Below are 23891 nucleotides of genomic sequence, written 5' to 3' on the forward strand. Positions count from 1 at the left end.
AACGTTATGTTTCAGCGAGTTATTCCTTAAAAAAACTCACTGCTTCCATTTTTTGTCCGGCACAAAGAAATCTTTTTATAAACAAATTGCTTAAATTGTGCGATAATGAGCCTTTTTGAACACTGTGCTCATAATTTTATAATTTTAAAAAATAGAAAACTATGTTAGCTTGGGCATACCTGTGATAGTTTCGATGGCGAATTCGAGAGTAGGGCCAACCTCAAACCGCGCTTCAATTTTCGGACTCATCAACGTAGCCGCAACAGGGAAGACTCAATTGTTGGTTGTTACCAGGCTTTTCATAACAACAGGATGTGTTAAATCAGGTAAGCATGGATTAATGATGGCAACATGCGCGCTCCAGGGACGGTTTGCACATGAAATTAGCTTAAGGAGTTGAACGTAATGCGTCACAATTTTTATTTATCACCACTGGCGGCATGTCTGGCCATGGCAATGGTTTCATCGGTTGAGGCAGCCGAAGCAGTTTCTTTACCTGAAGCCAGTTTCCAGACAATTCGAGCGCAATTTCAGTTTGATTTACCCGGAGTGAAACAGGCCAGAGCCCTTTCAGGGGATAGCCTGCAATTTGTACGGCAGCACACTGATCTGAATAAAGTAAGTCATGTCCGTATGCAACAGTATTATGCCGGTTTTCAGGTTTATGGCGGTTATGCAATTATGCACAGCGGCCATACTGCGAAATCCCTTGCAGCAGCTCAAAACGGCGTTACCATGAACGGTAATGTTTACCGCGGCCTGGAACAGGAACTCGGTGCGCCTGCTGACGATTTTGTACAAAATGGCCAAAAAGCACTGGTTGAATTTAAAAAGCAATACGCTGGCCAGGAAGTAAGTCAGGAACAAGTTACGCCAATGATTTTTATTGATGCCGACAATAAAGCGCACTGGGCGTATAAAGTCAGTGTTTATATTCGTCATGAGCATACGATTCCCGAACGTCCCACTGCCATTATTGATGCCGGCAACGGTAAAACTTATGCTAAATGGAACAATATCAAAACTGAAGTGGAGGCTGTATCAGGCAGAGGTTACGGCGGTAACCGTAAAGCCGGTAAAGTAAATTACGGCAAAGATTTCCCCTTATTGGAAATAACCCGTGAAAACAATCAATGTTATATGCAAAACGACAGCGTAAAAGTTGTTGATATGAAGCATCGTACCAGCTCTGACAACAAGCCTATGACTTTTAAATGCAAGCCGAGTAAAAAAACGCCAGGCTTATTCTGGACTGGTTACAAAGCTGACGGATATGACAAGCAAAACGGCGCTTATTCACCCTCTAATGACGCGATGTACATTGGTTATGTAATCAAACATATGTACAAAGACTGGTATAATCTGGAGCCATTAACCAATTATGACGGCTCACCAATGCAGCTGGTTATGCGCGTGCATTATGGCGAGGGTTATGAGAACGCTTTCTGGGATGGCACTCAGATGACTTATGGCGACGGTGAAGATTTTATGTACCCGCTGGTGTCGTTAGGCGTAGGTGCGCATGAAATCAGCCATGGTTTTACTGAACAGCATTCTGATTTGGCTTACTGGGCGCAATCTGGCGGTATGAATGAATCATTCTCCGACATGGCTGCAATGGCTGGCGAGTATTATTCAGTAGGCGAAAGCAGCTGGTTGATTGGCGCTGAAATTATGAAAGAAAACAGCGGCTACGATGCACTGCGCTATATGGATGTTCCCAGCCGTGATGGCAGCTCAATTGATACTGCAGCAGATTATACGGATGATCTTGACGTTCACTACACCAGCGGCGTGTTTAACCGCCTGTTCTATCTGATGTCTACTCAGGAAGGCTGGAACCCCCGCAAGGCGTTTGATGTGATGGTTAAAGCCAATATGGACTATTGGACGCCATACTCAACCTTTGTTCAGGGCGGTTGCGGTGTTTTAAGTGCAGCAAAAGATCTGAACTATGATACTGACGGGATCAAATCATCATTGAAGAAAGTCGGTATTAAATATTCTTCATGCGGCTCAGCTAAATAAATTAGCTGTAAAATTTTCCCAGGCACTGCGCAACAGTGTCTGGGTGTTCCATATGGACATGATGTCCGCCTTCCAGTTTGAAAATCTGCAGCCCTTGTACCGCTTCAATCCGTTTGCTCATAATTTGTTCATCCACTGAAAAGCCATTACTGGCTAATATAAGGCAACTCTTTGCCGTGATTGCCTGTAGACAGGACAAAACCTGATTTTCAGTTAACCGTAATGGAACCGGTGAAAGCAAGCGGCGATCATGGCGCCAGACATAGGCTCCGTTTTGCTCTTCCACCCCGCGTTCGCACAAGATTCGGGCTTCGCGGATATCCAAATGGCCGCGTTTAGTTCGTGCTACAGCGGCGTCTTCAAGAGATGGGTAGGGCTTGCCATCCTTTTTCTGAGTAACAGCAAGAAGTGCCGCATATTGTGCCAGTTGATCGCGGCAGGTTTGTTCAGGACTGGTAAAGGGACCTAAGGCTTCGATTAACGCCAGCGACAGAATACGCTCGGGTATAACGCCGGCGACAAGGCTTGCCAGACAGGCGCCTAAAGAATGGGAAAGCAGATGAATCTGCTGGTAACCCAGCTCATTAATCAGCTGAATGATATTTAAAATGCCGTCAACAAAATGGTAATGGCTATTCGCAGTTAAATGTGAGGATAACCCGTGGCCTGGCAAATCAACTGCTATCAGATAAAAATGCTTTGATAAGTAGGAGGCAAGCGGCGCAAACGAATTGGCATTATCCAGCCAGCCGTGAAGGGCAAGCATTGGCGGCAGATTTTTATCACCCCAGGCTTTACAGGCTATCTTCAGGCCTGGTATTTCAATAAAGAATGTATCCATCATAGATGCGCCTAAAATATAAGTTTGATTAGTCAAGAATAGCATAAATTCCCGGCAATTCCGCTTTGTAAATTCAGTGCAAGTAAGCCCTTTTAATAAAAGGGCTTACTTGCAAGGCGCTACAAAAGGGCATGTCTTATCTAGGGGAGTGTTGAATATCGGTAGAGTATTTATAAGCATATTCTGCTGGTATAGGCGGGTTAACACCTTGCGACGCAGAAAAAAACATCAAATCAGTATTAGTAGGCAGGGAAACGGGCGATTTGGGTGCTCCAATAATAAACTTATCCCCGATTTCAAAACATTGCAGCGTTGGATGGGCAAACGAGGTAATTGCATTTTGAATATCAGTCGACAGATTTTCAAATGAAGTCTCAGAAAAAATGAGGGTGGTGAGTGCGATATGCGATACCCTGTTATTTTGAAGCAATAAAAGAAATCGCACCGTCAACAGGTTATTATTAGACAGATCAAGGATTTTGATATTTTGTGGTAAGGCTAAAAGCAGGGCAATTAACTCCTGATCAGAAAAAGCATCAAGCCGATTAAAACTTAAGTTAAGTTTATAGAGACTGGCTGGCAAGCGCTTTAAATTTGGTAGCAGTACATGTGTATTCATCGAAAAATCATTACTGCTTAAATCCAGTTCTTCTAACTGGTTGCCATAATAGCCTAGAAGCCCAAAGATTGTTGCAGAAACGTTCGGGTTTTCAAAACCCAGCTGTAAGCCGGCTAACCCGAGCATTTTCAGGCGGGAAAAAAAGGAAAATTGATGGTGTATTTCATCATAGCTACGAAAGTTGGTAACCATGGGATGCACACTACTGTTGAAATCGAATACAGTATATTCAATTAACCTGTTATAATTTAACTTAAGATTTGTCACTTTGCCGTGCAAGGTTTCAAAAAATCTGGCCAGAATATCTGATGGTATTCCCTCCAGGCGACATTGTGACAAGTCTAGTGTGTCAATGGTATGTGGGTGAGAAAATAAGTGAGTTAATCGCATTATGCATTCGGCGGTTAATTTATTTTCTGAAATATCCAATGACGTAATATGGTTTTTCTGGTGGCGGAAAAGCCCGGTGATAAGAGTGTAGAGATGTTTCGCTGTACAGCGAATGCTTAAATGATTTACCGATGCCGGAATAGATCTTGTCAGTTCGCTGCAAATAAGAGGATTATCCAGAGGGCCATTATCACAATCCGAACTGTTAAGTGCATTACAGCCAAAAGAAAGTGCGCTGACTGTGTTCGGTAATTGAGCTATTAATTTAACAAATAATTTCCACGACTCTGAATAAAGTGCGGGAGCCGAGATATCTAATTTGTTAATCCAGGGAGGCAAGTACGAGAGCAGACCCCATAAACTGGCCAGGCAATCCTCAGTAGTTTGTAAATTGTCATTAACAACTACAATCTGTCTAATATGTTGTGGTATTCCATGAGCAATTTGCGCTAATTCTAACAGGTTTTTATCTGCCAGATCATTTACCCGAAAGATGATACCCGTCTTCTGAGTTGGAATAAGCTCCATTTCCTGGAAAATATCGTTATTGCTTTTAATCGTCCTTGCATTGCTGTTTGGGGTTTGAATTACCCAGTTGCTTAAGTGATAGAACATTCCATGTCTCCAAATTTATCTGTAAATCAAAAAAATGATAGTAATGCAGCACAATATTGTATAGTGATTCATATTTTTTCTCTATTATTAATAATTATTCTTTATAAACAAGCAGAAATCAGATGAGCAGATCAAATTGATTGGGTATACTAACTGGAGCGGATTATGATAAAACCTATCGGGCGGGCTGATGAAGACAGTGTCTTTAATCACATATAATATCCATAAAGGATTTGGCATAGGGCGGCTGCGTTTTTTGCTGCCCGCGATGCGCGCGGCCATTTCAGTTCTGGAGCCGGATTTTGTATTTCTTCAGGAGGTCCAGGGCGAACACCGCCGCCGTTCACGCCGCATTCGCGGCTGGCCTGAGTTGCCGCAATTTGAATTTATGGCGGAAAATGATTGGCCGCATTACCTGTATGCCAAAAACGCCGTTTATCAGGCCGGCCATCATGGTAATGCCATTCTCAGCAAATACCATTTTGAATGCTTTGAAAATATTAATCTCGCCCGATTAAACCGCGCTTCCCGCAGTATATTGCATGGCCAGGTCAAGATTGAGAATGTTACCTTGCATCTGTTATGCGTCCATCTGGGATTATTTAAAAATGAACGTGCTTTTCAATATCAGGCCCTGATAAAGCGGATAAGGGAAATGGTGCCGGAAAATGAGCCATTATTAATGGCAGGTGATTTTAATGACTGGCGTATGGATTTGTCTGATATCTTGCTGAAAGAGCTTAATATCCGGGAAGCATTTTTAAACCTGACCGGCGAACATGCCCGCTCTTTCCCGGCGCTAAGGCCGGCTTTATGTGTCGATCGCGTTTATTCCCGCGGTTTAAAAGTAAAGGAAGTGCAATGTCTGCAAGGAAAACCCTGGCGCACGCTGTCAGATCACTTACCCTTATGGTCCAAATTTGAATTATTAATGTAGGCTGTGAAACCCATACCCGTTTGGCCTGAGGAAAATGCGAAGCATTTGTCTCGAAGGCTTGGCACTGTACCACTGGCTTCGAGACAGCGCTAAAGCGCTTCCTCAGCCCGAACCATGTTGTGAAATGTAGAATTTAATTCCTTAACCTTACAACCAGATCTACTTTGGACGGATTGTTCCCTCATTTTCTGGCGCTTGCTTTTCCTTTTCTGGAAAAGGCTTATTAATGAAATACATCGACGTTGAAATAAGCTCTCTCCCTGCAAGCGGCCAACAATCTTTAAGAAGTGCATTAGCCATAGCCAATTTGAGTCCAAAAGAACCTTTCCCTGTAAAAAAAGGTTTAAGCCAGGCATTCGCTATTATTGCGACGCTTCCAGAAGTGAAAATTGCAGCAATAGTTGCCAGTAGTGTATTCGATTCACCTGAAAACCTGTAAATGGAATCTCTTACTTTAACCCCAAGTTCCCAACAAGCGATACCAGCGAAATTTCTTGCAAGGAAGGAGGCATTAACAGTTGGATTGAATACACCCTCACCCACAAATTTAACGGATTCTTTAAGATTTTTACCATTTTGCCGGGCATTAGAAAAAAGAGAAAGAGGTAAATTTAGAGGGTTTTTTAAAAGAGTCGTCAGGAACAAATTATTGTCGGTGTAGTCTAATAAAGCGATTGTTGTACACGTACCACTAGCGCAATAAAAAACTCTGGCTCCCCAGCCTTGAAAAAGATTCTTTATACCTAATTCTTTCATTATTCCGGAATAAGGGGTAAGTTGATATTTGGGATCCGCGATACGTTTTATAGTCAGTAATTCAAGCGGTGCAGTCGTTGTAGCTAAAAGAAAAGTTTCTGGTTTTGGGATATATCTCTTGAATCCAAATAGATAGTCTTTTGGAGAAACATCGGTTTCTTTTACCTTGGGACCAGGAAATAATGCAGGAAAAAAAGAATGTTTGTTTATCTTTTGTTCGATGTTGTCTTTTGCCATTTCACTACCCTGGGTTGCAGAAATCAAGATTAGATATTGATTTAAGACTTAAAATAGGTACGTATGATACAAGTAACTTATTGTTGTGTATAGAATTTTACTCTTTAGCCCCAGGCGGTCGCTTCTCTTTGTACCGGACAAGTTTTGTAGGTTGGGTCGTTTTGACCCAACAAGTTTTTTATCAAACACTCCAAACCTGAAAACTGATTGAAGATTGGTAATGTTGGGTCGGAACGACCCAACCTACGTATCCTACTCGTTTTCAGCACTTGGCTGATATTCACCAAAGCATGCCATGCTGTTCAAACGGGCACGCTTCAGTAAAGCAGCCTGAGCCTGCGCAACATTTGCTTCCTGGCCGCCCCAAACACGCAAACAGTCTTCCTGTAATGCACGGCCATAAGAGAAGCTTAAATTCCAGGGCTGGTAGCCAGTGCGGTTAATTTCATTCAGGTTAGCAGTCGCCTGTTGCGGGGTCTGGCCGCCAGAAAGGAAATTAATGGTTGGAACTGCCGCCGGTACAGTATTGCGGAAAACGCCGACAGTGTATTCAGCAACTTCTTTTGGCGAGCTGAATGGCGTTGCCGCTTTACCAGAAGTCACCATACTGGGTTTTAACACGATGCATTCAAGTTCAACACGGTGCAGGAAGAGGGCATTGAAGACTTCATGCAGTACAATTTCACAGGCTTCAGCACATTGTTCAATGCTGTGATCGCCGTCCATTAACACTTCAGGCTCAACAATAGGAACAATACCGACTGATTGGCAGATTGCCGCATAACGGGCAAGATTTTCTGCGCCAGTCTTGATAGCAGTCATACTTGGCGTAAACTCAGTAATGGAATAGACATTACGCCATTTTGCAAATCGTGCTCCCAGTTCTTTATATTTGAGCAGACGTTTTTCAAGTCCGTCCAATCCTTCGGTGACTTGCTCATCATCAGTATGCGCGAGCGTTGTCAGCCCTTGATCCACTTTAATACCTGGTACAATGCCTTTTTTAGCAAAAAGTTCAGCCAGGGATGTGCCATTGTCGTCATGCTGTTCAAACGTTTCAGCAAACAGGATAACACCGCTAACGTAGTCTTCCAGTTTATCTGTAGTAGCCAGCAGCTTACGGTATTGACGGCGGTTTTCAGCGGTATTTTCAAGATTGATAGTAGCAAAGCGCTTACCAATTGTGCCATTGCTTTCATCAGCGGCCAGAATCCCTTTGCCATCTTGTAACAATATTTCCATTGTGTCTAATAATTCATCATAACTCATGGTTTCTTATTCTCCTCGTTGTTATCGCTAATCAGCGCGAAATATATTTTTCCCGGACTATCTGCTGCATGGCAAAACCCGATGCTTTGAGACTTTCAAATGCTTCGTCGATCATACCCGGATTTCCACATAAATAAACCAGATCTTCTGCCGGGTTCAGATTAAGTTCGGAAAAAGAATGCTGTACATAACCTTTAAACTGACAGGGCGCAGCAAGCTCGCCAGCAGGGCGGCTTAATTGAATGCGAAATTCTACTTGTTGCGGGCAGGCATTGGCAAAATCAATAAACTCCTGGCTGTAAATCGCATCCGCTTCAGATTGTACGCCTAATAACACCACAACTTTTAATGAAGGCGATTGCTGTAATCGTCTGGTTAACTCAGGCAACATGGCGCGGTAAGGCGTTATACCAGTGCTGGTGGCAGCCAGTATATAACGCCCTGGGGCATCATCCTTGAGCACCAGCCTTCCAAAAGGGCCGCTGACATTAATCCGGTCGCCCTGATTTAAATTAAACAAAAACCGGGTTCCAGGGCCGTCTTCCACATAACCGGCAGCGAATTCAATCTGTTTTGAGCCTGGTGGATTTGCGATGCTATAGCTGCGTTTTAAAACTTTGCCTTCATGCTCAAAATGGACAGTAATAAATTGCCCCGGTAAATAGGAAAATGGTTGCTCGCTCTCGATAGAAAACACAAAATGTTTCACTCGCGGTGAAATCAGGTATGACTCGCTTAATACCAGCGGAAATGTATTCATTTGCATAAAGAATTCTGTTGTTGCCGGGAAATGGGTTATTTTAGGTCGATTTGGCTTTTTTGTCCAAGCTCTTATTGTTTAATCATCGCATTTTCGACTTTATTGCGTATAATTATGATATGAACAGTACTGATCTCATCGAAATGCTCGGCAATTTAAGCCGAAATATGTTTCCTGTGCAGTCGCTCTTATCCGGGCTGGCTTATCTGCTAGGTATTATTTTTTTTCTGACTGCTATCAGTAAACTGCATAAAATCGGCGAATCAAGAGCTAATTCCTCTTCCCATGAATCTATATTTGTTCCAGTTGCTTATATCCTTGCTGGTTCAGCGCTGCTTTTCCTGCCTTCGATGGTGACCTCTTTGTCCAATACAGTATTTGGCGCGGGCAATGTTCTGGCGTATGCTAAATATAGCCCCTACAATATTCAAAGCATAATGGAAACAATTATCCGCACTGCGGGCTTTATCTGGTTTATCCGCGGTTCCGTTCTGATGGCGCATGCCAGTCATCCGGGGGTTAAAGACGGCCCTAAAGGGCTGGCGTTTATGTTTGCTGGGATATTGGCTATTAATTTTGAGAACACCGGGCAATTTTTGACCTGGTTGATGGGGCAGACGGCAGATTTAACGATAAGTATTAAGCAAAATCAGGGATATTAATCTCTGGTACTAAACCTGTTCTCCACATATTTTTAAGTTGTTTTCTCTGGCAAAATCAATAATAGCCTGATAGATTTCTGGGCTATCCTCTTTCAGACGCGGATCCAGCAGTATGCATTTGTGGCCTTCGTCATTAACGCTTGGCTGTAATAAAGGCGAGTACTGAATGCGTTTATTCTTGAAACTTGCCATTGCGCCGCTCATGCGTTCTGCCCAGTCGCTGGGGCGAAATGTTTTACCTTGACTGGTTACGCCTTCAATAACGATGGTTTTGTTGTCAGATTTAGCCATTGTGCTTGTCATAATACCTTGCATGGCAAAGCCTGTTGCAGTTAATAAAAGAGGTTTATATTAACATAAAAATGCATGTTGATCAAATTGTGATCAAGGTGGTTTTGAGAGAACTAAAAACAACGTATAGCATTTCAGGTTTATGGGCGATATGGGAGGCACCGCCATTAAGTTAAGGATGTGTCATTCCCGCGAAGGCGGGAATCCATTTCTCAAGTTGGCTCCTTACCTTGTTTGATGGATGGATCCCCGCCTTCGCGGGGATGACAAATTTCTTAACTTAATGGCAGTGGATATGATAGGATAGCAGGGTTTTAATTGTTGATTGATATTTTATGAGCCCAAAAGAAAACCATTCTGGAATTTATTTATTACCTAATTTGTTTACCACGGCAAGCCTCTTTGCTGCTTTCTATTCGATTGTTGCCTCGTTCAAAGGTCAATATGATGTTGCTGTGACTGCTATATTTATTGGTATGATCGCAGACGGTCTGGACGGGCGTATTGCACGTATTACCAATACTCAAAGCGAGTTTGGCGCCCAATATGACAGTTTGTCAGATATGGTGACTTTTGGCGTTGCTCCCTCTTTGTTATTGTATAGCTGGAGTCTGCAACAGCTAGGTAAATTTGGCTGGCTGGTCGCCTTTGTATATACCGCGGCAGTGGCGTTGCGCCTTGCCCGATTTAATATTCAGCATGATACCCGTTATTTTCAGGGATTAGCCTGTCCTGCTTCCGCAGCGCTGGTGTCATCTTTTGCCTGGCTATGCCATCAGCATGAAATAGAACACTTGCCGATATCAGTACTAACTGCCATTGTCGCGGTTCTTGCTGCAATGCTAATGGTCAGCAGTGTGCGTTATTACAGCTTTAAAGAGGTTGATTTTAAAGGTAAAGTTCCCTTTTTGTACCTTTTACTTATGGTCATCCTGTTCGTAGCTATTGCTGCGAATCCATCACTGGTATTGTTTTTAGGCTTCACTGCCTATGCCTTATCAGGCCCGCTTTATATGCTTTATATCATGTACCGCCGTAAAAGAAGCAGCCAGAAATAGAACTATAGGATAAAAGGAGTGTTGGGCTTTACAGCCCAACCTACATTGGTTGATTAAACGGTTGAGCTTTACAGTCCCAACTTTTACACTGGATTGATTAAACGTAGGTTGGGCTGTAAAGCCCAACACTCCTGCAAGGGTTATTCGGGTTCGCCAAAGCGATTATTTATCAGATCCGTTATGGCCTTTTCCATTTCCGTCTCGTCAGGACCTTCAATCTGGAGCGTGAGCTCTGTACCTTTAGTAGCGGCAAGCATCATTACACCCATAATACTTTTACCATTGACAGTCTGGGAGCCTTTAGTGACATCAATATTGCTTTGAAAGCGGGAGGCCGTCGAAACAAATTTGGCTGATGCGCGGGCGTGTAGCCCTAGTGTGTTAATTATTAACAGTTTAGTCTTTATCATAATGCCGTCAATGTAACAGAACATGATTTTAATTACAACTCTGGTTTGATTGCAACCCTTAAGGAAATCTTAAGGATTCTGCTATATTATTGTTTCAACATAATCCACCGTGAGCAAAATATAACTTTTGTAAGGTGGGTATTAGACAAGTATTTGTTCTCAGGAGTAATGTTCATGCCGTCGCAAATCAAAATTATTAATTCAGTCAATGCATTACTTAAACGAAAAGGGATGACTTTAAGGTTGAATAAAGAGGGGGTGTGCTCTGGTTTGGCTAGCTTACGTATTGAGTACGCGCTGAAGGGAAAACTGAATGAGTTTTCAATCCTGAAACGCAAATTGGCCAACATTCCTGCAAATTATAATTTTGGCGATGATCCCGCCCTTGATCAATTCATTAAACGTGTCGAGGAAGCCTTTAACAGTAGAAAATATTTGCCGGGTACTCGCGCGGGCGATTTGGATAAGCTGATACAAATTAATGGTAAAGCGCCGGCAAATGAATTTAATTTCGGTTTTCTGGGCTCCCTGGAACAATGGACTCGGATATTCCAGCAAATACATAATAATGGTCGGGAATGCTATGTTGTTGATTACCAGCATGCTATTACTCTTTCATTTGTTAATAATCAATACGTTGTTTATGACCCCAATTATAACTTGGACGATGATGATCCGACCAAAGAAAATGTTGAAATATTTGGCAGGGCTGAAGATGCCGTAGCTGAGATATATAATATTTTCAGCCAACTCACAAAGGATAATTTGAACAATCAGCTAGGGCTTGGCATCCGTATTTTTGCCCGCCCTGATGAACCAACGCCTGCCAAATATCCTGCAAAGGCACAGCTTCATGCGGCCTGCTTCGCGAATGCCGCTGCTTGCAGTACAAGCGTAACGTTTACCGGGCGCACTCTGCCATATGATTCATTAATTTATGCGATTTATGCGAATGATCTCAGTAGCATCAAGCATATTTCCAGGCATATACCAATAACTTACACCCATTGCGGTATGGCTGTAGGGCTGATGCGTGATCAAATTGCAATCCAGTTATTTGAGCATTTGACTGATTCAGATGCAATTACTTGCTTGTCGGCCGCTGCGGCTTGCGGCAGCCCGCTACTCTTTAGCCAGTTGCTTAAACGGCATTATGAAAAGACAACTGACCAAACCACGTTTATTCACTATTTGTCGGAAAACGTTCTTCCTGCCGCTATCAGTTCAGGCAATCTTGATAAAGTTAATTATTTTTTTGAGTTTACCAAACGACATAAGATGGTTCTAAATGTGGCTGGTTCTGGAGAGATGACGGCAGCACTAAACAAGCTGACCTCGAAAAACAAAGTGGATATTCTGACGCGGGTTTCGAAGGAGTTGCCGGGCATACTGACTGATCAGCAATTGCTGTCCTTCATTAAACTCGCATCCGGAAAAAATAAAACTAAGTCATTGGATTTCTGGCTGGATAAAGCCAAATCACGCTCGTTAGATAAACAATTATTTATTGATGGCGAATTGTTAAAAACAATCTCTGTTGCCAGCCTGAATAAATTACTGGTTAACGGTTTTACAGTGGCTGAGAGTGCGCTTGCTACTGCAATAAAGCGTACAAATAAACAATTATTTAAAAAATGTGTTGAGCAATTGCCTGACAATAATAACCTGTTCATTAAATTTTTAAAGCGGGCCGTGATTGACGACCCGGAAAATCGACAAGGTCTGACCAATCAACGAATTAATAAAAATCAGGCTAACCGTATTGTCAACCGCCCCGCTTTGCCAACAATTGATTTATTCAAAAGCGAATCAGGACTGACTGCATTCGAAGTGCTGAATCATTTGAAAAGTAACCTGGCAATAAAACAACTGTGGCCAAAAACGGCAGTAGCCGCTCAGTCGCTTGCTGATGCCTTAGAGCAGGCTATAAGCAATCAAAACGAGGAAATGGTTAAATTTTTAACTGATAAAAATGCTGCTTTGAATTTAGATAATCTCCTGGCTGGAATAGCCGCTGCCAGACGAAGCGGAAACAAAGCACTTCAGCAACAATTAAACACCCTGTTGACCAGATATGCACAGGAGCATCGAACTGACTGTTTCAATAAAATCCGTTTAGAAGCAGTATTCGCAGCAATGCATAAAAAAGATAATGGTCTGGAGCTTGTTGCTCCGCTACTAACAATAATAGAACAGGCAGATATTGCCAATAACCTTAAATCTCTTAATCGCAAATGCATACAATATGCGATCAGATGGGCTATTTTGCATCACCATTTTGATTTGGTACACAAACTGGAGCTAGCGCATAATGTTACCCGAGAGGAGCAGTACCATTTATTCTTATATGCCCATCAAACTGGTAATACTAAAGCCGTTAATTTTATTCTGGGCTTTTTCCCTGAGTTAGCACGAAAACCGGATACTTATATTGATCTGGAACGGGATGGCAAGTTTGAGCAGCTTGCTTTCCTGATATCAACAAACAAAATGAGGGATCCGGTAACTTGCCTGAAATTGTTAAATAATGCGGTAAGCCGAGGCGATAAAAACACTATAATGCAGTTAAAGCAATTTATAAATTACAGCTTTAATTCATTTGACGCGCCAATCTATAAGGCAATAAACGAATCCAATGCCAAAGGGGCGCTTTTGTTGTTGCAAAATGGCGCCAGCCTGCGCGATATGATTATTACGGATCTGTTATTCTGTATAGCGCATTCAGGAAGCAGAGAGTTGCTGGAGCAGGCTTTTGCCAATCCTGATTTTACCCGGCAGTTTTTTAATAACAATACGGTTATGGATAATATTCAGTATTTATTGGATAGAGTAGAACCGTCGCTGGCCGCAGTTCTGGGTAGTCAGCTCAATAGGATTAATTCGCCGCATTTTAATCCAAGGGACAAAGTGGAGTTTATTAACAAAGCCCCGACAGCAGAATCTGCCTGCGCCCTGGTTGCTGGATTAGTAAAAAACACAAGTGCATACGACTTATTTATTGCCGCCTGCGAAAACAAATTGTTCAATGCAGCCAATCATATTTTAAGCCAGCCATTCACTGTGCCGGATAATAAACGAGAGGAGCTGCTTGGCCATATAGCTACATTGTTTGCCGATTGTAAAGATAGTGATGCCATGTTTGAGCGGCTCTATCAAGATAAACTGTTACGGCTATATGAATTTGTAAAGCAAATTCAATTCCGTCCTTTTGTGGCCTTACATGATTCAATCGGCCAACTGATTTTTAATAATAAAAGAAAGGAGCGCGAATTCACCCCGTTGCAAAACCGGTTGGTTGTCCGTGCCCTGGAGAACAATGATGAAGATAAACTGCTTGCCTTGCTTGAGCAATTAGAGCAGAAATCACCGCGAAAATTAGTGAACTCGGATTATAATTATGAAAAAATGCGTGAGGAAGTCGCGGCACTTTACGCTAAATATGCTCATAATACAAAAATATTCTCAAAATTAGCCGCGCTTTACCAGCTTGATGACATCCTGCCCGTTCTGGTTGAAAACAAAAATTGGCAATTTATTATTAATATCCTTGGCTCTGCAGAACCAGGGCTGTTAAGTGAAGCGCTGGGCAAGGTCTTATCCGAAGATGTTGTTATTTCAGCTATTCTGGAGCAGCTTGAAAAAGATATGTTCGCCCGCTGCAGCACTATGGATACACGCAATGAATTGGTTACTCTCATTAATACACCTGATTCCAGTGCATTTGCCCGTTTACTCAAGCCATTTCGCCAGAAAATAGAGGCAATCCATGATCGTTTGCAAAAGCACATGATTGGAAACAACCTAATAAAAGCGGCGAATCGTTTTGATTTTGAGTTAGGGGACAGTCTGGCTGCTACTGACCGCGCTATCATCGATATGAAAGCAATGATTGATTCCTGGTTGCAGCAATGGCGTGCTGATGGATTTGATCAACAACAGGCGCTAGAACGGCTAATCGGTTTTGATCAAAAAATGCGTGAAGAAGGCCTTACCCCTTTTTATTTTTACGGCGAAGGTATGCCTGCAAACAAGTTCAGCGATCTGGCCAAATGGTTAGCCGGATTCAAAACTCAACGCGAGTTGGAAGAGGATGAAAAACTGCTAAATAGCTTTAAGGAGGAAAACGATAAGCAGCGATTAACGGAGACAGTGCAAATAATAGATGTAGTTTATGAAATACTTGCTTTGTATCAGACAAAGCGGATTTCAGATGAAATTGCTATGACCAAATTAGCTGAGCTATGCCATATAGTTGAACCAGGTATTGTGATTCATCCTTTACCGCCTAAACAGGAAAAATCAGAACCAATTGATGAAAAGCAACCTGAGATGGCAGCAAATCAACCAGCTATTGAAACAAAACCAACAACAATAGAGAAGCCTGTATTAGCAACTCAGCCAGTTCAACCAGTTGAGCCAGTTCAACCAGTTCAACCAGTTGAACCAGTTGAACCAGTTGAACCAGTTCAGCCAGTTCAACCAGTTGAACCAGTTCAGCCAGTTCAACCAGTTCAACCAGTTCAACCAGTTCAACCAGTTCAACCAGTTCAACCAGTTCAACCAGCTCAACCAGCTCAACCGGCTCAACCGGCTGTTCAGCCAAAGCCGCAGGTTAACCAAACCATTGTCTGCGATCAATTTATTCAGGCACTGAATAAATATGAAGAAGCTAGAAAGAAAAGGGCGGAACGCTATGTCCCAATACCCTTCGGGCAATTCACCAAAACAGACAAACTATTGGCTGTCAAGCAATTGAGAAGAGCTTTGAATGATGGCTGCGGTTATATTTCTCCAGCATCCCGTAGTGCTTTGAAAGATGGGAACTTGTTTAAAGCGGTTTCTCGTTTCCTCACAAGCAATAACAATAGCTTAAAGCCGGCTTTAGGGAGCAGAGCGGATTTTAAATCGGTCGATGATCTGTTTAACCATTTGAACAAACGGGATCCAGCCAAGGCGTTGTGTGATTTGCTGGCAGATTTTATTGAACAACGACAAGCGAAGAACAAGTCGGTTTATCATATTCGTCTGTTCCCTCAATTTGATGAAAAAACCAAGACCGCAGCCGCAAAAAATCTGATTGATCTGATCAAAGGCCAGCGGAGAAGTCTTGATAAAATTGATATTGCCGCCTTGAAGCAGGGCACACTGGGTGATTCTGTTAAAGCGTTTATTCAGCAAAATCAAAAGGCTTTGAGTACGCGCTACAGCGTAAATACCAGCATTAACAGCCTGGAGCAGTTGCTTAAGGTGTGTGAACGCAATGTTGCGGCTAATCCGGAAACTCGGGTTGGGCTGTAATATGCAGGCTCTGTTCGAGCTCACTGTCATTCAGTTAAGAAATTTGTCATTCCCGCCTCCGCGGGAATGACAGTATATTATTTACTAATCTTATTCCCGATCATCATGCATATCACGGTGATCCCGATGATCACGATGATCCTGAATTTTTTCCTTATGTTTGATTAATTGGCGATCCAGCTTGCCAACCAGTTCATCAATAGCTGTATACATATCATCTGATTCAGCACGGGCATGTATTTCGTTTTTTGCGACCAGAACAGAGGCCTCGGCGATTTGAGTCAGTTTTTCAACATCAAAGACAACCTTAATTGTTGAAATTTGGTCAAAATGGCGTTCCAGCTTTTCAAATTTTTCCTGTGTGAAATTTTTTAATGCTGTTGTAACATCAATATTATGACCTGTAAAATTAATATGCATAATACATCTCCTTTTTATATAAAACTAACCACTGATTGATTTACGTTCGTTAGACGGACGAATCCCCATTGCTTCCCGGTATTTAGCTACAGTCCTTCTTGCAACCTGAATGCCTTGCTCAGCAATTAACTGTGCAATTTTACTGTCGCTCAACGGCTTTTTACGGTTCTCCGAAGCTATAAGCTTTTTAATAACAGCCCGGATTGCAGTTGATGAACATTCACCGCCGGCGTCAGTATTAACATGGCTTGAGAAAAAGTATTTTAATTCAAATACGCCGCGTGGCGTGTGCATGTATTTCTGAGTGGTTACCCTTGAAATGGTTGATTCATGCATATCAAGTGCCATGGCGACATCATTCAGGATTAAAGGCTTCATCGCTTCTTCACCATGTTCCAGAAAGTCTGCCTGATAATCAACAATGCTGCGAGCCACTTTCAGCAGCGTTTCCTGACGGCTTTGAATACTTTTCAGGAACCAGCGCGCTTCCTGCAGATTATTTTTTAAAAACTGATTATCTGCACTGTTATCCGCACGTTGTATCAGGGAAGCATAGTGGTTATTAATACTTAAATTGGGTAATACATTCTGATTAAGCATAACCTGCCACTCTCCGCTGATTTTCTTCACGATCACATCAGGGATAATGTATTCAGTGACATCTTGTTGAATCAGGCTGCCTGGACGAGGATTTAAGCGCTGAATGATTTTTAACGCCCGGTCGAGCGTACTTTCGTTAACCTGATAATTTTTCTTTAACTGACGGTAATTATGCTGGCCCAATAATTCAATATCAGTCTGGATAATACGTTTCGCCAGTTTGACGTCATCTGAAGTATGAGGCAATTGCGACAATTGTACTAATAAAGTTTCAGCGAGATTAATCGCAGCGCAGCCAACGGGATCAAATAGTTGCACCCTATGTCTTACGGCTTCAATTTCTTCCAGATCAATCGGATGTTCTTCACTGTCCAGGCTATTATGCAGCTCACTGACTGAAATGGTGAGAAAGCCGTCATCATCAACCGCGTCAATAATGGCGGTTGCGATAACCCTGTCAATATCGCTCATGGGGGTTAAATCAAGTTGCCAGCTGAGATGATCTTGCAGATTGGTTGTCGTGCTGTGCAAATTTTCATAATTATAATCAAGCTCTTCAAAGCTGGTTCGTTTGTTTTGGCTGTTGTATAGCTGTGACCACTGAGAGTCCATGTATTCGTCTTCGGCATCTGTTGCTTGCTGAATCTCTTGCATCGGCTCATCTTTTTCTTCAGGAGCAGTTAATTCCAGCATGGGGTTTGACTCGACAGCCTGTTGAATTTCCTGTTGTAAATCAAGCGTCGATAACTGCAACAGGCGAATCGCCTGCTGAAGCTGCGGGGTTAAAGTCAGTTGCTGATTAATACTTAGCTGCAACGATGGTTTCATGCAAATCCTCTTTGTTTGACACCGTGTTTTATCTCTAAGTTTAACTGATTCAGAAGGATTATCCAGTAGGTTGGGTCGTTTTGATCCAACATTTACAATATATAGCGTTAGTCTGTATAGCGCACACTAGATAAAAAAAAGCCTCTTATCGAAGAGGCTTTGATTTACTTGATTTTCTTTTCTTTATAGATCACGTGCTTGCGAGCAACCGGATCGTATTTTCTTAATTCCATTTTTTCCGGATGGTTACGGGGGTTTTTGGTTGTTGTATAAAAATGACCAGTACCCTCGGTAGATTCCATTCGAACTAAAATTGTAACAGCTGCCATGGATATTTCCCCTTATTAAATCTTTTCGCCTTTGGCTCTTAACATTTCCAGAACAGCGTTAATGCCGAGCTTGTCAACAATGCGCATACCTTTGGTGCTTAATCTCAATGTAACATATCGGCTTTGCTTGCCTGGCTCTTCTACCAGATAACGGTGTTTTTGAAGATTAGGCAGAAAACGTCTTCTGGTTTTGTTGTTGGCATGCGATACATTGTTGCCTGTAATAGGCCGCTTGCCAGTAACCTGACATACTCTTGACATGGTGTAACTCCACTGTGTTCATTCGATTAAAATAATCGGTTTATACTATTGGCATTCGCCTGGCGAATTAACCGGGGGTAATATACAAGAGCGCCTTTATAGCAAAAATTCACGCAAGTTGCAATTAATTACCAATATTTTCTAAAAAAAAGTCTGTGTCGTTAATTGATCACAAAGCCATTAATTATCGGTATAATCGGCATAAATTTCAACTATAGATGTGATTTAAATGCAACGCACAATAAAAAGTTTTGTACTACGGGCCGGACGGATCAGCAATCGCCAGCAACAGGGGCTTGATCTGTGGCTGAAAGATTATGAGCTTGCTGTTAATGGCGAGCCCTGGGATTTTAATCAGATATTTAACCGTTCTGCCGATACTGTCGTAGAAATCGGTTTTGGTATGGGGGCGTCATTACTGGCAATGGCGATCGCGCATCCTGAGTCGGATTTTATCGGGATAGAAGTCCATCGCTCAGGAGTTGGCGGTCTGGCGGCTGATTTGTATGAGCATAAGCTTCAGAATGTCCGGCTTGTCCAGCACGATGCTGTTGAAGTGTTCAAGCAGCAGATTCCTGATCATTCGCTGGCAGGAATCCAGATATTTTTCCCCGATCCCTGGCATAAAAAACGCCATAATAAACGCAGGCTGATACAGCCGGAGTTTGTGAGTATTCTCACTAAAAAATTGAAACCGGGCGGTTTTATTCACTGTGCGACTGATTGGCAGGATTATGCCGAGCATATGTTGGAAGTACTGTCAGCTGAACCATTACTTACGAATAGTCAGCAAAATGGCAGTTATGCGCCACGGCCAGAAACCAGACCAATCACCAAATTTGAGCAACGCGGCACCAAATTGGGGCATGGGGTATGGGATTTGATTTTCTATAAATCCTGACTTAACGCCGCGCTAATCAGGGATAGCTTGCCTTAACCGGCCAGAGGCCATAGAATCAACGTTTTGTTTGGCTTAATGCGGGAGAAACGAATGGGGTGGAATGAACCGGAAAAAGGCAAGGATCCATGGAATGGCAAAAACCAGCCTCCCGATCTGGATGAAGCGCTTAAGCGCTTGCAGCAAAAGCTTAAAAAAGCCTTGTTAGGCGGCGGCTCTGCTCCAGACGGTTCAAGTCAGGCTGCTGAAAGTAATGGCGGCGGTTTGCTGGCTGCTTTTGTTGCGCTGATTATTTTTATTTTATGGGCATTATCCGGGATTTTTATCGTCGATCCGGCCGAGCAGGCAGCTATTCTGCGTTTTGGCAAATACACTGAAACAGTGGGTCCTGGACCACATTGGATTCCCCGATTTATTGACTCCAAAATTTTAGTTAACGTTGATCGAGTTTCGGATTATTCCTACTCTGCTCAAATGCTGACCCAGGATGAAAATCTGGTTTCAGTGTCATTGGCGGTACAATACCGTATTGGCGATCTGGAAGCCTATCTGTTTAATGTTTCTGATCCACAGGAAAGCCTGCAACAGGCAACCTCCAGTGCGTTGCGGCAAGTCGTTGGAACCAAAACATTGAATGAAATTATTACCGAAGGCCGGGAAGCCTGGGGGATCAATGTTCAGGATACGCTGATTAAAATTTTAGACCAATATAAGACAGGCATTGTAATCGTAAACGTTTCGCCGCAGCCTGCACGTGCGCCTGAGAATGTACAGGATGCATTTGATGATGCTATCAAAGCGCAGGAAGATGAAAAACGCTTTAAGGAACAGGCTTATGCTTACCAGGCCAGAGTTGTGCCGATTGCGCAGGGTAATGCCAAGCGGATCATTGAGGAAGCTCAAGCCTATGCCAAACAAATTGTATTAAAAGCAAAAGGCGAAGTTGCTGAGTTTCTTGCGCTGTTGCCTGAGTATACCCAGGCGCCCGCGGTTACCGCCAAACGTATGTACCTGGATGCCATGCAGGATGTACTGTCTAAAAGCAGTAAAATTATTGTTGACGGCAAAGCGGGTAATTTGCTTTACCTGCCGCTGGATAAATTATCTTCTCCGATGCCTGCAGCGCCAGAACAGGCTGTACAGACGGCTCGAGCCGAACAGGCCGCTGGTGAAGGCGATAATCGCCTGTTTGATAACAGAGAGATTATCCGACAGACACTTCGTCAAGGGAGAATTGATTAATGAATGCAATTAAAACTGTATTGGGCGTTGTAGCGTTCTTTGTGATTATCGTGTTGCTGGCCAGTCTTTTTACTGTAACCCAAGGCCAGCACGGGATTTTACTGCGGCTTGGGCGTCTGGTTGATGATCCCAAAACCGGCAGTGCTAAAATACTGGCTCCGGGTTTACACGTTAAAACCCCTTTTATTGAATCAGTCCGGCTTTTTGATACCCGGATTCAAACGCTGGATATCAAATCATCCCGTATTGTTACCCGCGAGAAAAAAGACGTCATGGTTGATTACTATGTGAAATGGCGTATCAGTGATTTGGCGCGTTATTTTAAATCTACCGGGGGGAATCAGTTAAAAGCGGAAACGCTGCTTGAGCAACAGTTAAATACCTCATTACGGGCTGAATTCGGTAAGCGCACCATTCCCGATCTGGTTTCTGGCGGCCGCGATGATGTGATGGAGCTGCTGCGTAAAAAAACTGAGCAGCAGGCAGATGGTTTGGGAATCAAGGTAGTTGATGTCCGGGTCAAAGGGATTGAGCTGCCGGCAAATACCAGCAATGCAATCTATCAGCGTATGCGTGCTGATATGCAGAAAATTGCTAACCGCCATCGCGCTGATGGCAGCGCCGCTGCCGAAGCAATTCAGGCTGCTGCGGATGCGCAAGTGACAGTAGTACTGGCGGAAGCGCGCAGCAAAGGCCAGACCATTCGCGCAAGCGGACAGGCCGAAGCTGCGAGAACTTATGCAAATGCTTATAGCCAAAATCAGGAGTTCTTCGCCTTTTACCGCAGCCTGAAAGCATACGAAGGCAGCTTTAATAGCAAAAGCGATATCCTGGTTCTTGATCAAAGCAGTGCTTTTTTTGATTATTTTAAGCATTCTTTGGCAAAAAATGATGGTGCTGGCAAGAAAAACTGATTATAATAACCGTTTTTTTGTTGTTCTGGTTACAGGGTAAGAGTCTGTCATGGGTAAGAATGTTGTTGTTGTAGGAACACAGTGGGGCGATGAGGGCAAAGGCAAGATAGTTGATTTGCTCACCCATAATGTGCAAGCCGTAGTCCGTTATCAAGGTGGCCACAATGCTGGCCATACTCTCAAAATCAAGGGCGAAAAAACGGTATTGCGCCTCATTCCATCAGGGATGCTGCGTCCGCATGTGACATGCTACATTGGTAATGGCGTGGTACTGTCTCCAACGGCTCTGCTGACAGAGATAGCTGAGCTTGAAGCAAAGGGGATTGATGTGCGCGGCCGTTTGCGTATCAGCCAGGCGTGTCCGCTGATTCTGCCTAATCATGTTGCGCTTGATAAAGCCCGTGAATTGCAGAAAGGCAATGCCGCGATTGGCACAACAGGCAGAGGAATTGGCCCGGCTTATGAAGATAAAGTTGCACGCCGTGCGTTAAAAGTCAGTGATCTTTTTCACCCGGAACGCTTTGCGGCCAAACTTAAGGAATTGCTGCAATACCATAACTTCCTACTGAAAAACTATTATCAACAAGAAGAGATTGCATACCAGCCTTTACTGGATGAAGCGCTGGCCTGGGCTGAGCAGTTACGTGAGATGGTTTGCGATGTAACAGCCTGCCTGCATGAACACCGCGAGCAGGGTCATGCCATTCTGTTTGAAGGTGCGCAAGGCGTTTATCTTGATATCGATCATGGCAGCTACCCGTATGTGACTTCCTCAAATACTTGCGTTGGCAGCGTGGTCAATGGCGCTGGTTTTGGCCCTCGTTACCTCGATTACATTTTAGGGATTACCAAAGCGTACACAACCCGTGTTGGCGGCGGTCCTTTCCCGACTGAGCTTCATGATGATATTGGCAAGCGTATTGCTGAGCGCGGTAATGAGTTTGGCGCCGTTACTGGCCGGCCAAGACGTTGCGGCTGGTTTGACGCCGTGTTATTAAGACGTTCGATTGAGCTTAACAGTATTACTGGTCTTTGCTTAACCAAAATGGATGTCCTGGATGGCCTTGATACTATCCGAATCGCTGTTGCTTACCGCGACAGCGCAGGCAATTTGCTAACCCGTCCTCCACAGGCTGCTGAAGATTTTGAAGGTCTGGAGCCGGTTTATGAAGAAATGCCAGGTTGGAAAGAATCAACAGAAGATGTAACCAGCGTTGAACAGCTACCGGCTAATGCCATTGCTTACATGCGCCGTCTGGAGCAACTGTTAGGTGTGCCAATTGATATGCTGTCAACAGGTCCAGAACGCGATTCCACAATCATCTTCCGCGATCCGCTAGAAAATTAAGCGTAGGTTGGGAGATCCAACGTTGGCTTCAAAGACCACAAGCTAAATTAGCGTAGGTTGGGCTGTAAAGCCCAACACTCGATCTTATTAGGAGATCCAATGTTGGGTTTCACAGCCCAACCTACATAAAATTTTTAACTGTAACTCCAGGAAATAAAATGTTAAGGAAAACAAAGTTATTGAGCATAATCTCGTTACTAATCACAACCCCATCTTTCGCCGGGACATATCTTGGTGCCGGCATAGGCCCGGAGGGCGCACGTTTTACCCAGCGCGCCCACGTGGTCAGAACTGGTACTTTTGATGTCATTGATAAACAGCATTTTGCAGGCGTAGGCGTATTCGGCTCACTATTTGCCGGTTATGGCTGGCAGCATGAGCAATATTATCTGGCGGCAGAACTTAATGCCAATCTGAGTACTCTGGAATACAAACTCAAAAATATTGAATATGTGCACGGAACAGCTTCAGCGACCACGTTTTCTGTTAAAAGCAGTGAAGGGGTGAGTTTATTACCTGGTTATTTTCTTACCAAAAACTTTTTAGGTTATGCTCGAATTGGGTATAGCAACGGCCGGGTAAAAATCAATGAATCTGATCCGACTATCAAGAGTGCAAAAACCAACCGCGGCGGCGTTCGCTATGGTCTTGGTATCCGTTATAACTGGGTAGAGCGCTGGACGTTAATGATGGATTACAGCCAAATCAATTACCGGGGAATAAAAAGCCTTGTTTTCGAACCGATAGGCGGCGTTAGCAAGAGCGCTAAAATTTCTCCAGCTACCGGACAAGTCGCTTTCGGAGTACTCTACAGTTTTGATGATACAAAGCAGGTTAAACCGTAAAGCCCAACACTAGATTCCTATTTCGAGATCCAATA

21 protein-coding genes are annotated in these 23891 nt (G+C 43.4%); 10 read left to right on the forward strand and 11 right to left on the reverse strand.

Features of this window, described 5'->3' with window-relative positions; all coding sequences use genetic code 11:
• Positions 1-405 precede the first annotated feature (405 nt).
• The gene (gene proA, locus ACFORL_RS06615) at positions 406-2028 is read left to right on the forward strand and encodes a zinc metalloprotease ProA (protein WP_382342318.1); all 1623 of its coding nucleotides are present in this window, start codon (positions 406-408) and stop codon (positions 2026-2028) included.
• 1 nt (position 2029) lies between these two features.
• Here proA and ACFORL_RS06620 read toward each other — a convergent pair whose 3' ends face one another.
• The gene (locus ACFORL_RS06620; RefSeq protein ID WP_382342379.1) at positions 2030-2869 is read right to left on the reverse strand and encodes an alpha/beta fold hydrolase; all 840 of its coding nucleotides are present in this window, start codon (positions 2867-2869) and stop codon (positions 2030-2032) included.
• 136 nt (positions 2870-3005) lie between these two features.
• Positions 3006-4493, reverse strand: coding sequence for a hypothetical protein (locus tag ACFORL_RS06625; RefSeq protein ID WP_382342320.1), 1488 nt, complete (start codon positions 4491-4493; stop codon positions 3006-3008).
• A 190-nt stretch (positions 4494-4683) separates the two neighbouring features.
• Between ACFORL_RS06625 and ACFORL_RS06630 the strand changes: the two genes are divergently transcribed.
• Positions 4684-5430, forward strand: a complete 747-nt coding sequence (locus tag ACFORL_RS06630) for an endonuclease/exonuclease/phosphatase family protein (RefSeq protein ID WP_382342321.1) — start codon at positions 4684-4686, stop codon at positions 5428-5430.
• Between the two features lie 159 nt (positions 5431-5589).
• Here the strand turns inward: ACFORL_RS06630 and ACFORL_RS06635 are convergent, their stop codons facing one another.
• From ACFORL_RS06635 to ACFORL_RS06645, 3 genes are all read right to left on the reverse strand, one after another.
• Entirely contained in the window at positions 5590-6423 is an 834-nt protein-coding gene (locus tag ACFORL_RS06635; RefSeq protein WP_382342322.1) for a hypothetical protein, read from the reverse strand.
• Between the two features lie 252 nt (positions 6424-6675).
• Positions 6676-7692 carry a class I fructose-bisphosphate aldolase gene (locus tag ACFORL_RS06640; protein ID WP_382342324.1) on the reverse strand — a complete coding sequence of 339 codons (1017 nt, stop codon included), beginning with the start codon at positions 7690-7692 and terminating at the stop codon, positions 6676-6678.
• A gap of 31 nt (positions 7693-7723) precedes the next feature.
• On the reverse strand, positions 7724-8458 hold the full coding sequence (locus ACFORL_RS06645; RefSeq protein WP_382342326.1) for an FAD-binding oxidoreductase: 735 nt from the start codon (positions 8456-8458) through the stop codon (positions 7724-7726).
• 113 nt (positions 8459-8571) lie between these two features.
• Here ACFORL_RS06645 and ACFORL_RS06650 point away from each other — a divergent pair, with 113 nt between their 5' ends.
• Positions 8572-9114, forward strand: a complete 543-nt coding sequence (locus ACFORL_RS06650; RefSeq protein WP_382342328.1) for a type IV secretion protein IcmC — start codon at positions 8572-8574, stop codon at positions 9112-9114.
• Positions 9115-9123: 9 nt separating this feature from the next.
• Here ACFORL_RS06650 and ACFORL_RS06655 read toward each other — a convergent pair whose 3' ends face one another.
• Entirely contained in the window at positions 9124-9405 is a 282-nt protein-coding gene (locus ACFORL_RS06655) for a DUF3579 domain-containing protein (protein WP_382342329.1), read from the reverse strand.
• A gap of 335 nt (positions 9406-9740) precedes the next feature.
• On the opposite strand from ACFORL_RS06655, the gene pssA reads away from it, so the two are divergent.
• The gene (gene pssA, locus ACFORL_RS06660) at positions 9741-10463 is read left to right on the forward strand and encodes a CDP-diacylglycerol--serine O-phosphatidyltransferase (RefSeq protein ID WP_382342331.1); all 723 of its coding nucleotides are present in this window, start codon (positions 9741-9743) and stop codon (positions 10461-10463) included.
• Between the two features lie 140 nt (positions 10464-10603).
• On the opposite strand, the gene ACFORL_RS06665 is transcribed toward pssA, so the two are convergent.
• Entirely contained in the window at positions 10604-10873 is a 270-nt protein-coding gene (locus ACFORL_RS06665; RefSeq protein ID WP_382342333.1) for an HPr family phosphocarrier protein, read from the reverse strand.
• Positions 10874-11047: 174 nt separating this feature from the next.
• On the opposite strand from ACFORL_RS06665, the gene ACFORL_RS06670 reads away from it, so the two are divergent.
• A complete protein-coding gene (locus tag ACFORL_RS06670) occupies positions 11048-16171 on the forward strand; it encodes a hypothetical protein (RefSeq protein ID WP_382342335.1) in 5124 nt (1707 codons plus the stop codon).
• A 90-nt stretch (positions 16172-16261) separates the two neighbouring features.
• Here the strand turns inward: ACFORL_RS06670 and hpf are convergent, their stop codons facing one another.
• The 4 genes from hpf to rpmB all read right to left on the reverse strand — a co-directional run bounded on the left by hpf (position 16262) and on the right by rpmB (position 18609).
• Complete coding sequence (gene hpf / locus ACFORL_RS06675; protein WP_382342337.1) at positions 16262-16591, reverse strand: ribosome hibernation-promoting factor, HPF/YfiA family; 330 nt, start codon at positions 16589-16591, stop codon at positions 16262-16264.
• Positions 16592-16615: 24 nt separating this feature from the next.
• A complete protein-coding gene (locus tag ACFORL_RS06680) occupies positions 16616-18019 on the reverse strand; it encodes an RNA polymerase factor sigma-54 (RefSeq protein WP_382342339.1) in 1404 nt (467 codons plus the stop codon).
• 164 nt (positions 18020-18183) lie between these two features.
• Positions 18184-18348, reverse strand: coding sequence for a 50S ribosomal protein L33 (gene rpmG, locus ACFORL_RS06685; protein ID WP_382342341.1), 165 nt, complete (start codon positions 18346-18348; stop codon positions 18184-18186).
• A gap of 15 nt (positions 18349-18363) precedes the next feature.
• Positions 18364-18609: a 50S ribosomal protein L28 gene (gene rpmB, locus ACFORL_RS06690; protein WP_382342343.1), complete on the reverse strand. Its 246-nt coding sequence runs from the start codon at positions 18607-18609 to the stop codon at positions 18364-18366.
• A gap of 229 nt (positions 18610-18838) precedes the next feature.
• Between rpmB and trmB the strand changes: the two genes are divergently transcribed.
• From trmB to ACFORL_RS06715, 5 genes are all read left to right on the forward strand, one after another.
• Positions 18839-19510 carry a tRNA (guanosine(46)-N7)-methyltransferase TrmB gene (gene trmB, locus ACFORL_RS06695; RefSeq protein WP_382342345.1) on the forward strand — a complete coding sequence of 224 codons (672 nt, stop codon included), beginning with the start codon at positions 18839-18841 and terminating at the stop codon, positions 19508-19510.
• 90 nt (positions 19511-19600) lie between these two features.
• Positions 19601-20749: an FtsH protease activity modulator HflK gene (hflK, locus tag ACFORL_RS06700; RefSeq protein ID WP_382342347.1), complete on the forward strand. Its 1149-nt coding sequence runs from the start codon at positions 19601-19603 to the stop codon at positions 20747-20749.
• Positions 20749-21663, forward strand: a complete 915-nt coding sequence (hflC, locus tag ACFORL_RS06705; RefSeq protein WP_382342349.1) for a protease modulator HflC — start codon at positions 20749-20751, stop codon at positions 21661-21663. Before hflK ends, hflC begins: the two co-directional genes overlap by 1 nt.
• 49 nt (positions 21664-21712) lie before the next feature.
• On the forward strand, positions 21713-23011 hold the full coding sequence (locus ACFORL_RS06710; RefSeq protein ID WP_382342351.1) for an adenylosuccinate synthase: 1299 nt from the start codon (positions 21713-21715) through the stop codon (positions 23009-23011).
• Positions 23012-23169: 158 nt separating this feature from the next.
• On the forward strand, positions 23170-23856 hold the full coding sequence (locus ACFORL_RS06715) for an outer membrane protein (protein WP_382342353.1): 687 nt from the start codon (positions 23170-23172) through the stop codon (positions 23854-23856).
• The last annotated feature ends 35 nt before the right edge of the window (positions 23857-23891 follow it).

The sequence above is a fragment of the Legionella dresdenensis genome, from assembly GCF_042649825.1.
Classification (GTDB): Bacteria; Pseudomonadota; Gammaproteobacteria; order Legionellales; family Legionellaceae; genus Legionella_C; species Legionella_C dresdenensis.

What these genes read in the sequence shown, in the direction of transcription:
- proA (WP_382342318.1), top strand. Translation starts at nt 406, where the DNA reads ATGCGTCACAATTTTTATTTATCACCACTGGCGGCATGTCTGGCCATG.
- ACFORL_RS06620 (WP_382342379.1), bottom strand. Translation starts at nt 2,869, where the DNA reads ATGGATACATTCTTTATTGAAATACCAGGCCTGAAGATAGCCTGTAAA.
- ACFORL_RS06625 (WP_382342320.1), bottom strand. Translation starts at nt 4,493, where the DNA reads ATGTTCTATCACTTAAGCAACTGGGTAATTCAAACCCCAAACAGCAAT.
- ACFORL_RS06630 (WP_382342321.1), top strand. Translation starts at nt 4,684, where the DNA reads ATGAAGACAGTGTCTTTAATCACATATAATATCCATAAAGGATTTGGC.
- ACFORL_RS06635 (WP_382342322.1), bottom strand. Translation starts at nt 6,423, where the DNA reads ATGGCAAAAGACAACATCGAACAAAAGATAAACAAACATTCTTTTTTT.
- ACFORL_RS06640 (WP_382342324.1), bottom strand. Translation starts at nt 7,692, where the DNA reads ATGAGTTATGATGAATTATTAGACACAATGGAAATATTGTTACAAGAT.
- ACFORL_RS06645 (WP_382342326.1), bottom strand. Translation starts at nt 8,458, where the DNA reads ATGCAAATGAATACATTTCCGCTGGTATTAAGCGAGTCATACCTGATT.
- ACFORL_RS06650 (WP_382342328.1), top strand. Translation starts at nt 8,572, where the DNA reads ATGAACAGTACTGATCTCATCGAAATGCTCGGCAATTTAAGCCGAAAT.
- ACFORL_RS06655 (WP_382342329.1), bottom strand. Translation starts at nt 9,405, where the DNA reads ATGGCTAAATCTGACAACAAAACCATCGTTATTGAAGGCGTAACCAGT.
- pssA (WP_382342331.1), top strand. Translation starts at nt 9,741, where the DNA reads ATGAGCCCAAAAGAAAACCATTCTGGAATTTATTTATTACCTAATTTG.
- ACFORL_RS06665 (WP_382342333.1), bottom strand. Translation starts at nt 10,873, where the DNA reads ATGATAAAGACTAAACTGTTAATAATTAACACACTAGGGCTACACGCC.
- ACFORL_RS06670 (WP_382342335.1), top strand. Translation starts at nt 11,048, where the DNA reads ATGCCGTCGCAAATCAAAATTATTAATTCAGTCAATGCATTACTTAAA.
- hpf (WP_382342337.1), bottom strand. Translation starts at nt 16,591, where the DNA reads ATGCATATTAATTTTACAGGTCATAATATTGATGTTACAACAGCATTA.
- ACFORL_RS06680 (WP_382342339.1), bottom strand. Translation starts at nt 18,019, where the DNA reads ATGAAACCATCGTTGCAGCTAAGTATTAATCAGCAACTGACTTTAACC.
- rpmG (WP_382342341.1), bottom strand. Translation starts at nt 18,348, where the DNA reads ATGGCAGCTGTTACAATTTTAGTTCGAATGGAATCTACCGAGGGTACT.
- rpmB (WP_382342343.1), bottom strand. Translation starts at nt 18,609, where the DNA reads ATGTCAAGAGTATGTCAGGTTACTGGCAAGCGGCCTATTACAGGCAAC.
- trmB (WP_382342345.1), top strand. Translation starts at nt 18,839, where the DNA reads ATGCAACGCACAATAAAAAGTTTTGTACTACGGGCCGGACGGATCAGC.
- hflK (WP_382342347.1), top strand. Translation starts at nt 19,601, where the DNA reads ATGGGGTGGAATGAACCGGAAAAAGGCAAGGATCCATGGAATGGCAAA.
- hflC (WP_382342349.1), top strand. Translation starts at nt 20,749, where the DNA reads ATGAATGCAATTAAAACTGTATTGGGCGTTGTAGCGTTCTTTGTGATT.
- ACFORL_RS06710 (WP_382342351.1), top strand. Translation starts at nt 21,713, where the DNA reads ATGGGTAAGAATGTTGTTGTTGTAGGAACACAGTGGGGCGATGAGGGC.
- ACFORL_RS06715 (WP_382342353.1), top strand. Translation starts at nt 23,170, where the DNA reads ATGTTAAGGAAAACAAAGTTATTGAGCATAATCTCGTTACTAATCACA.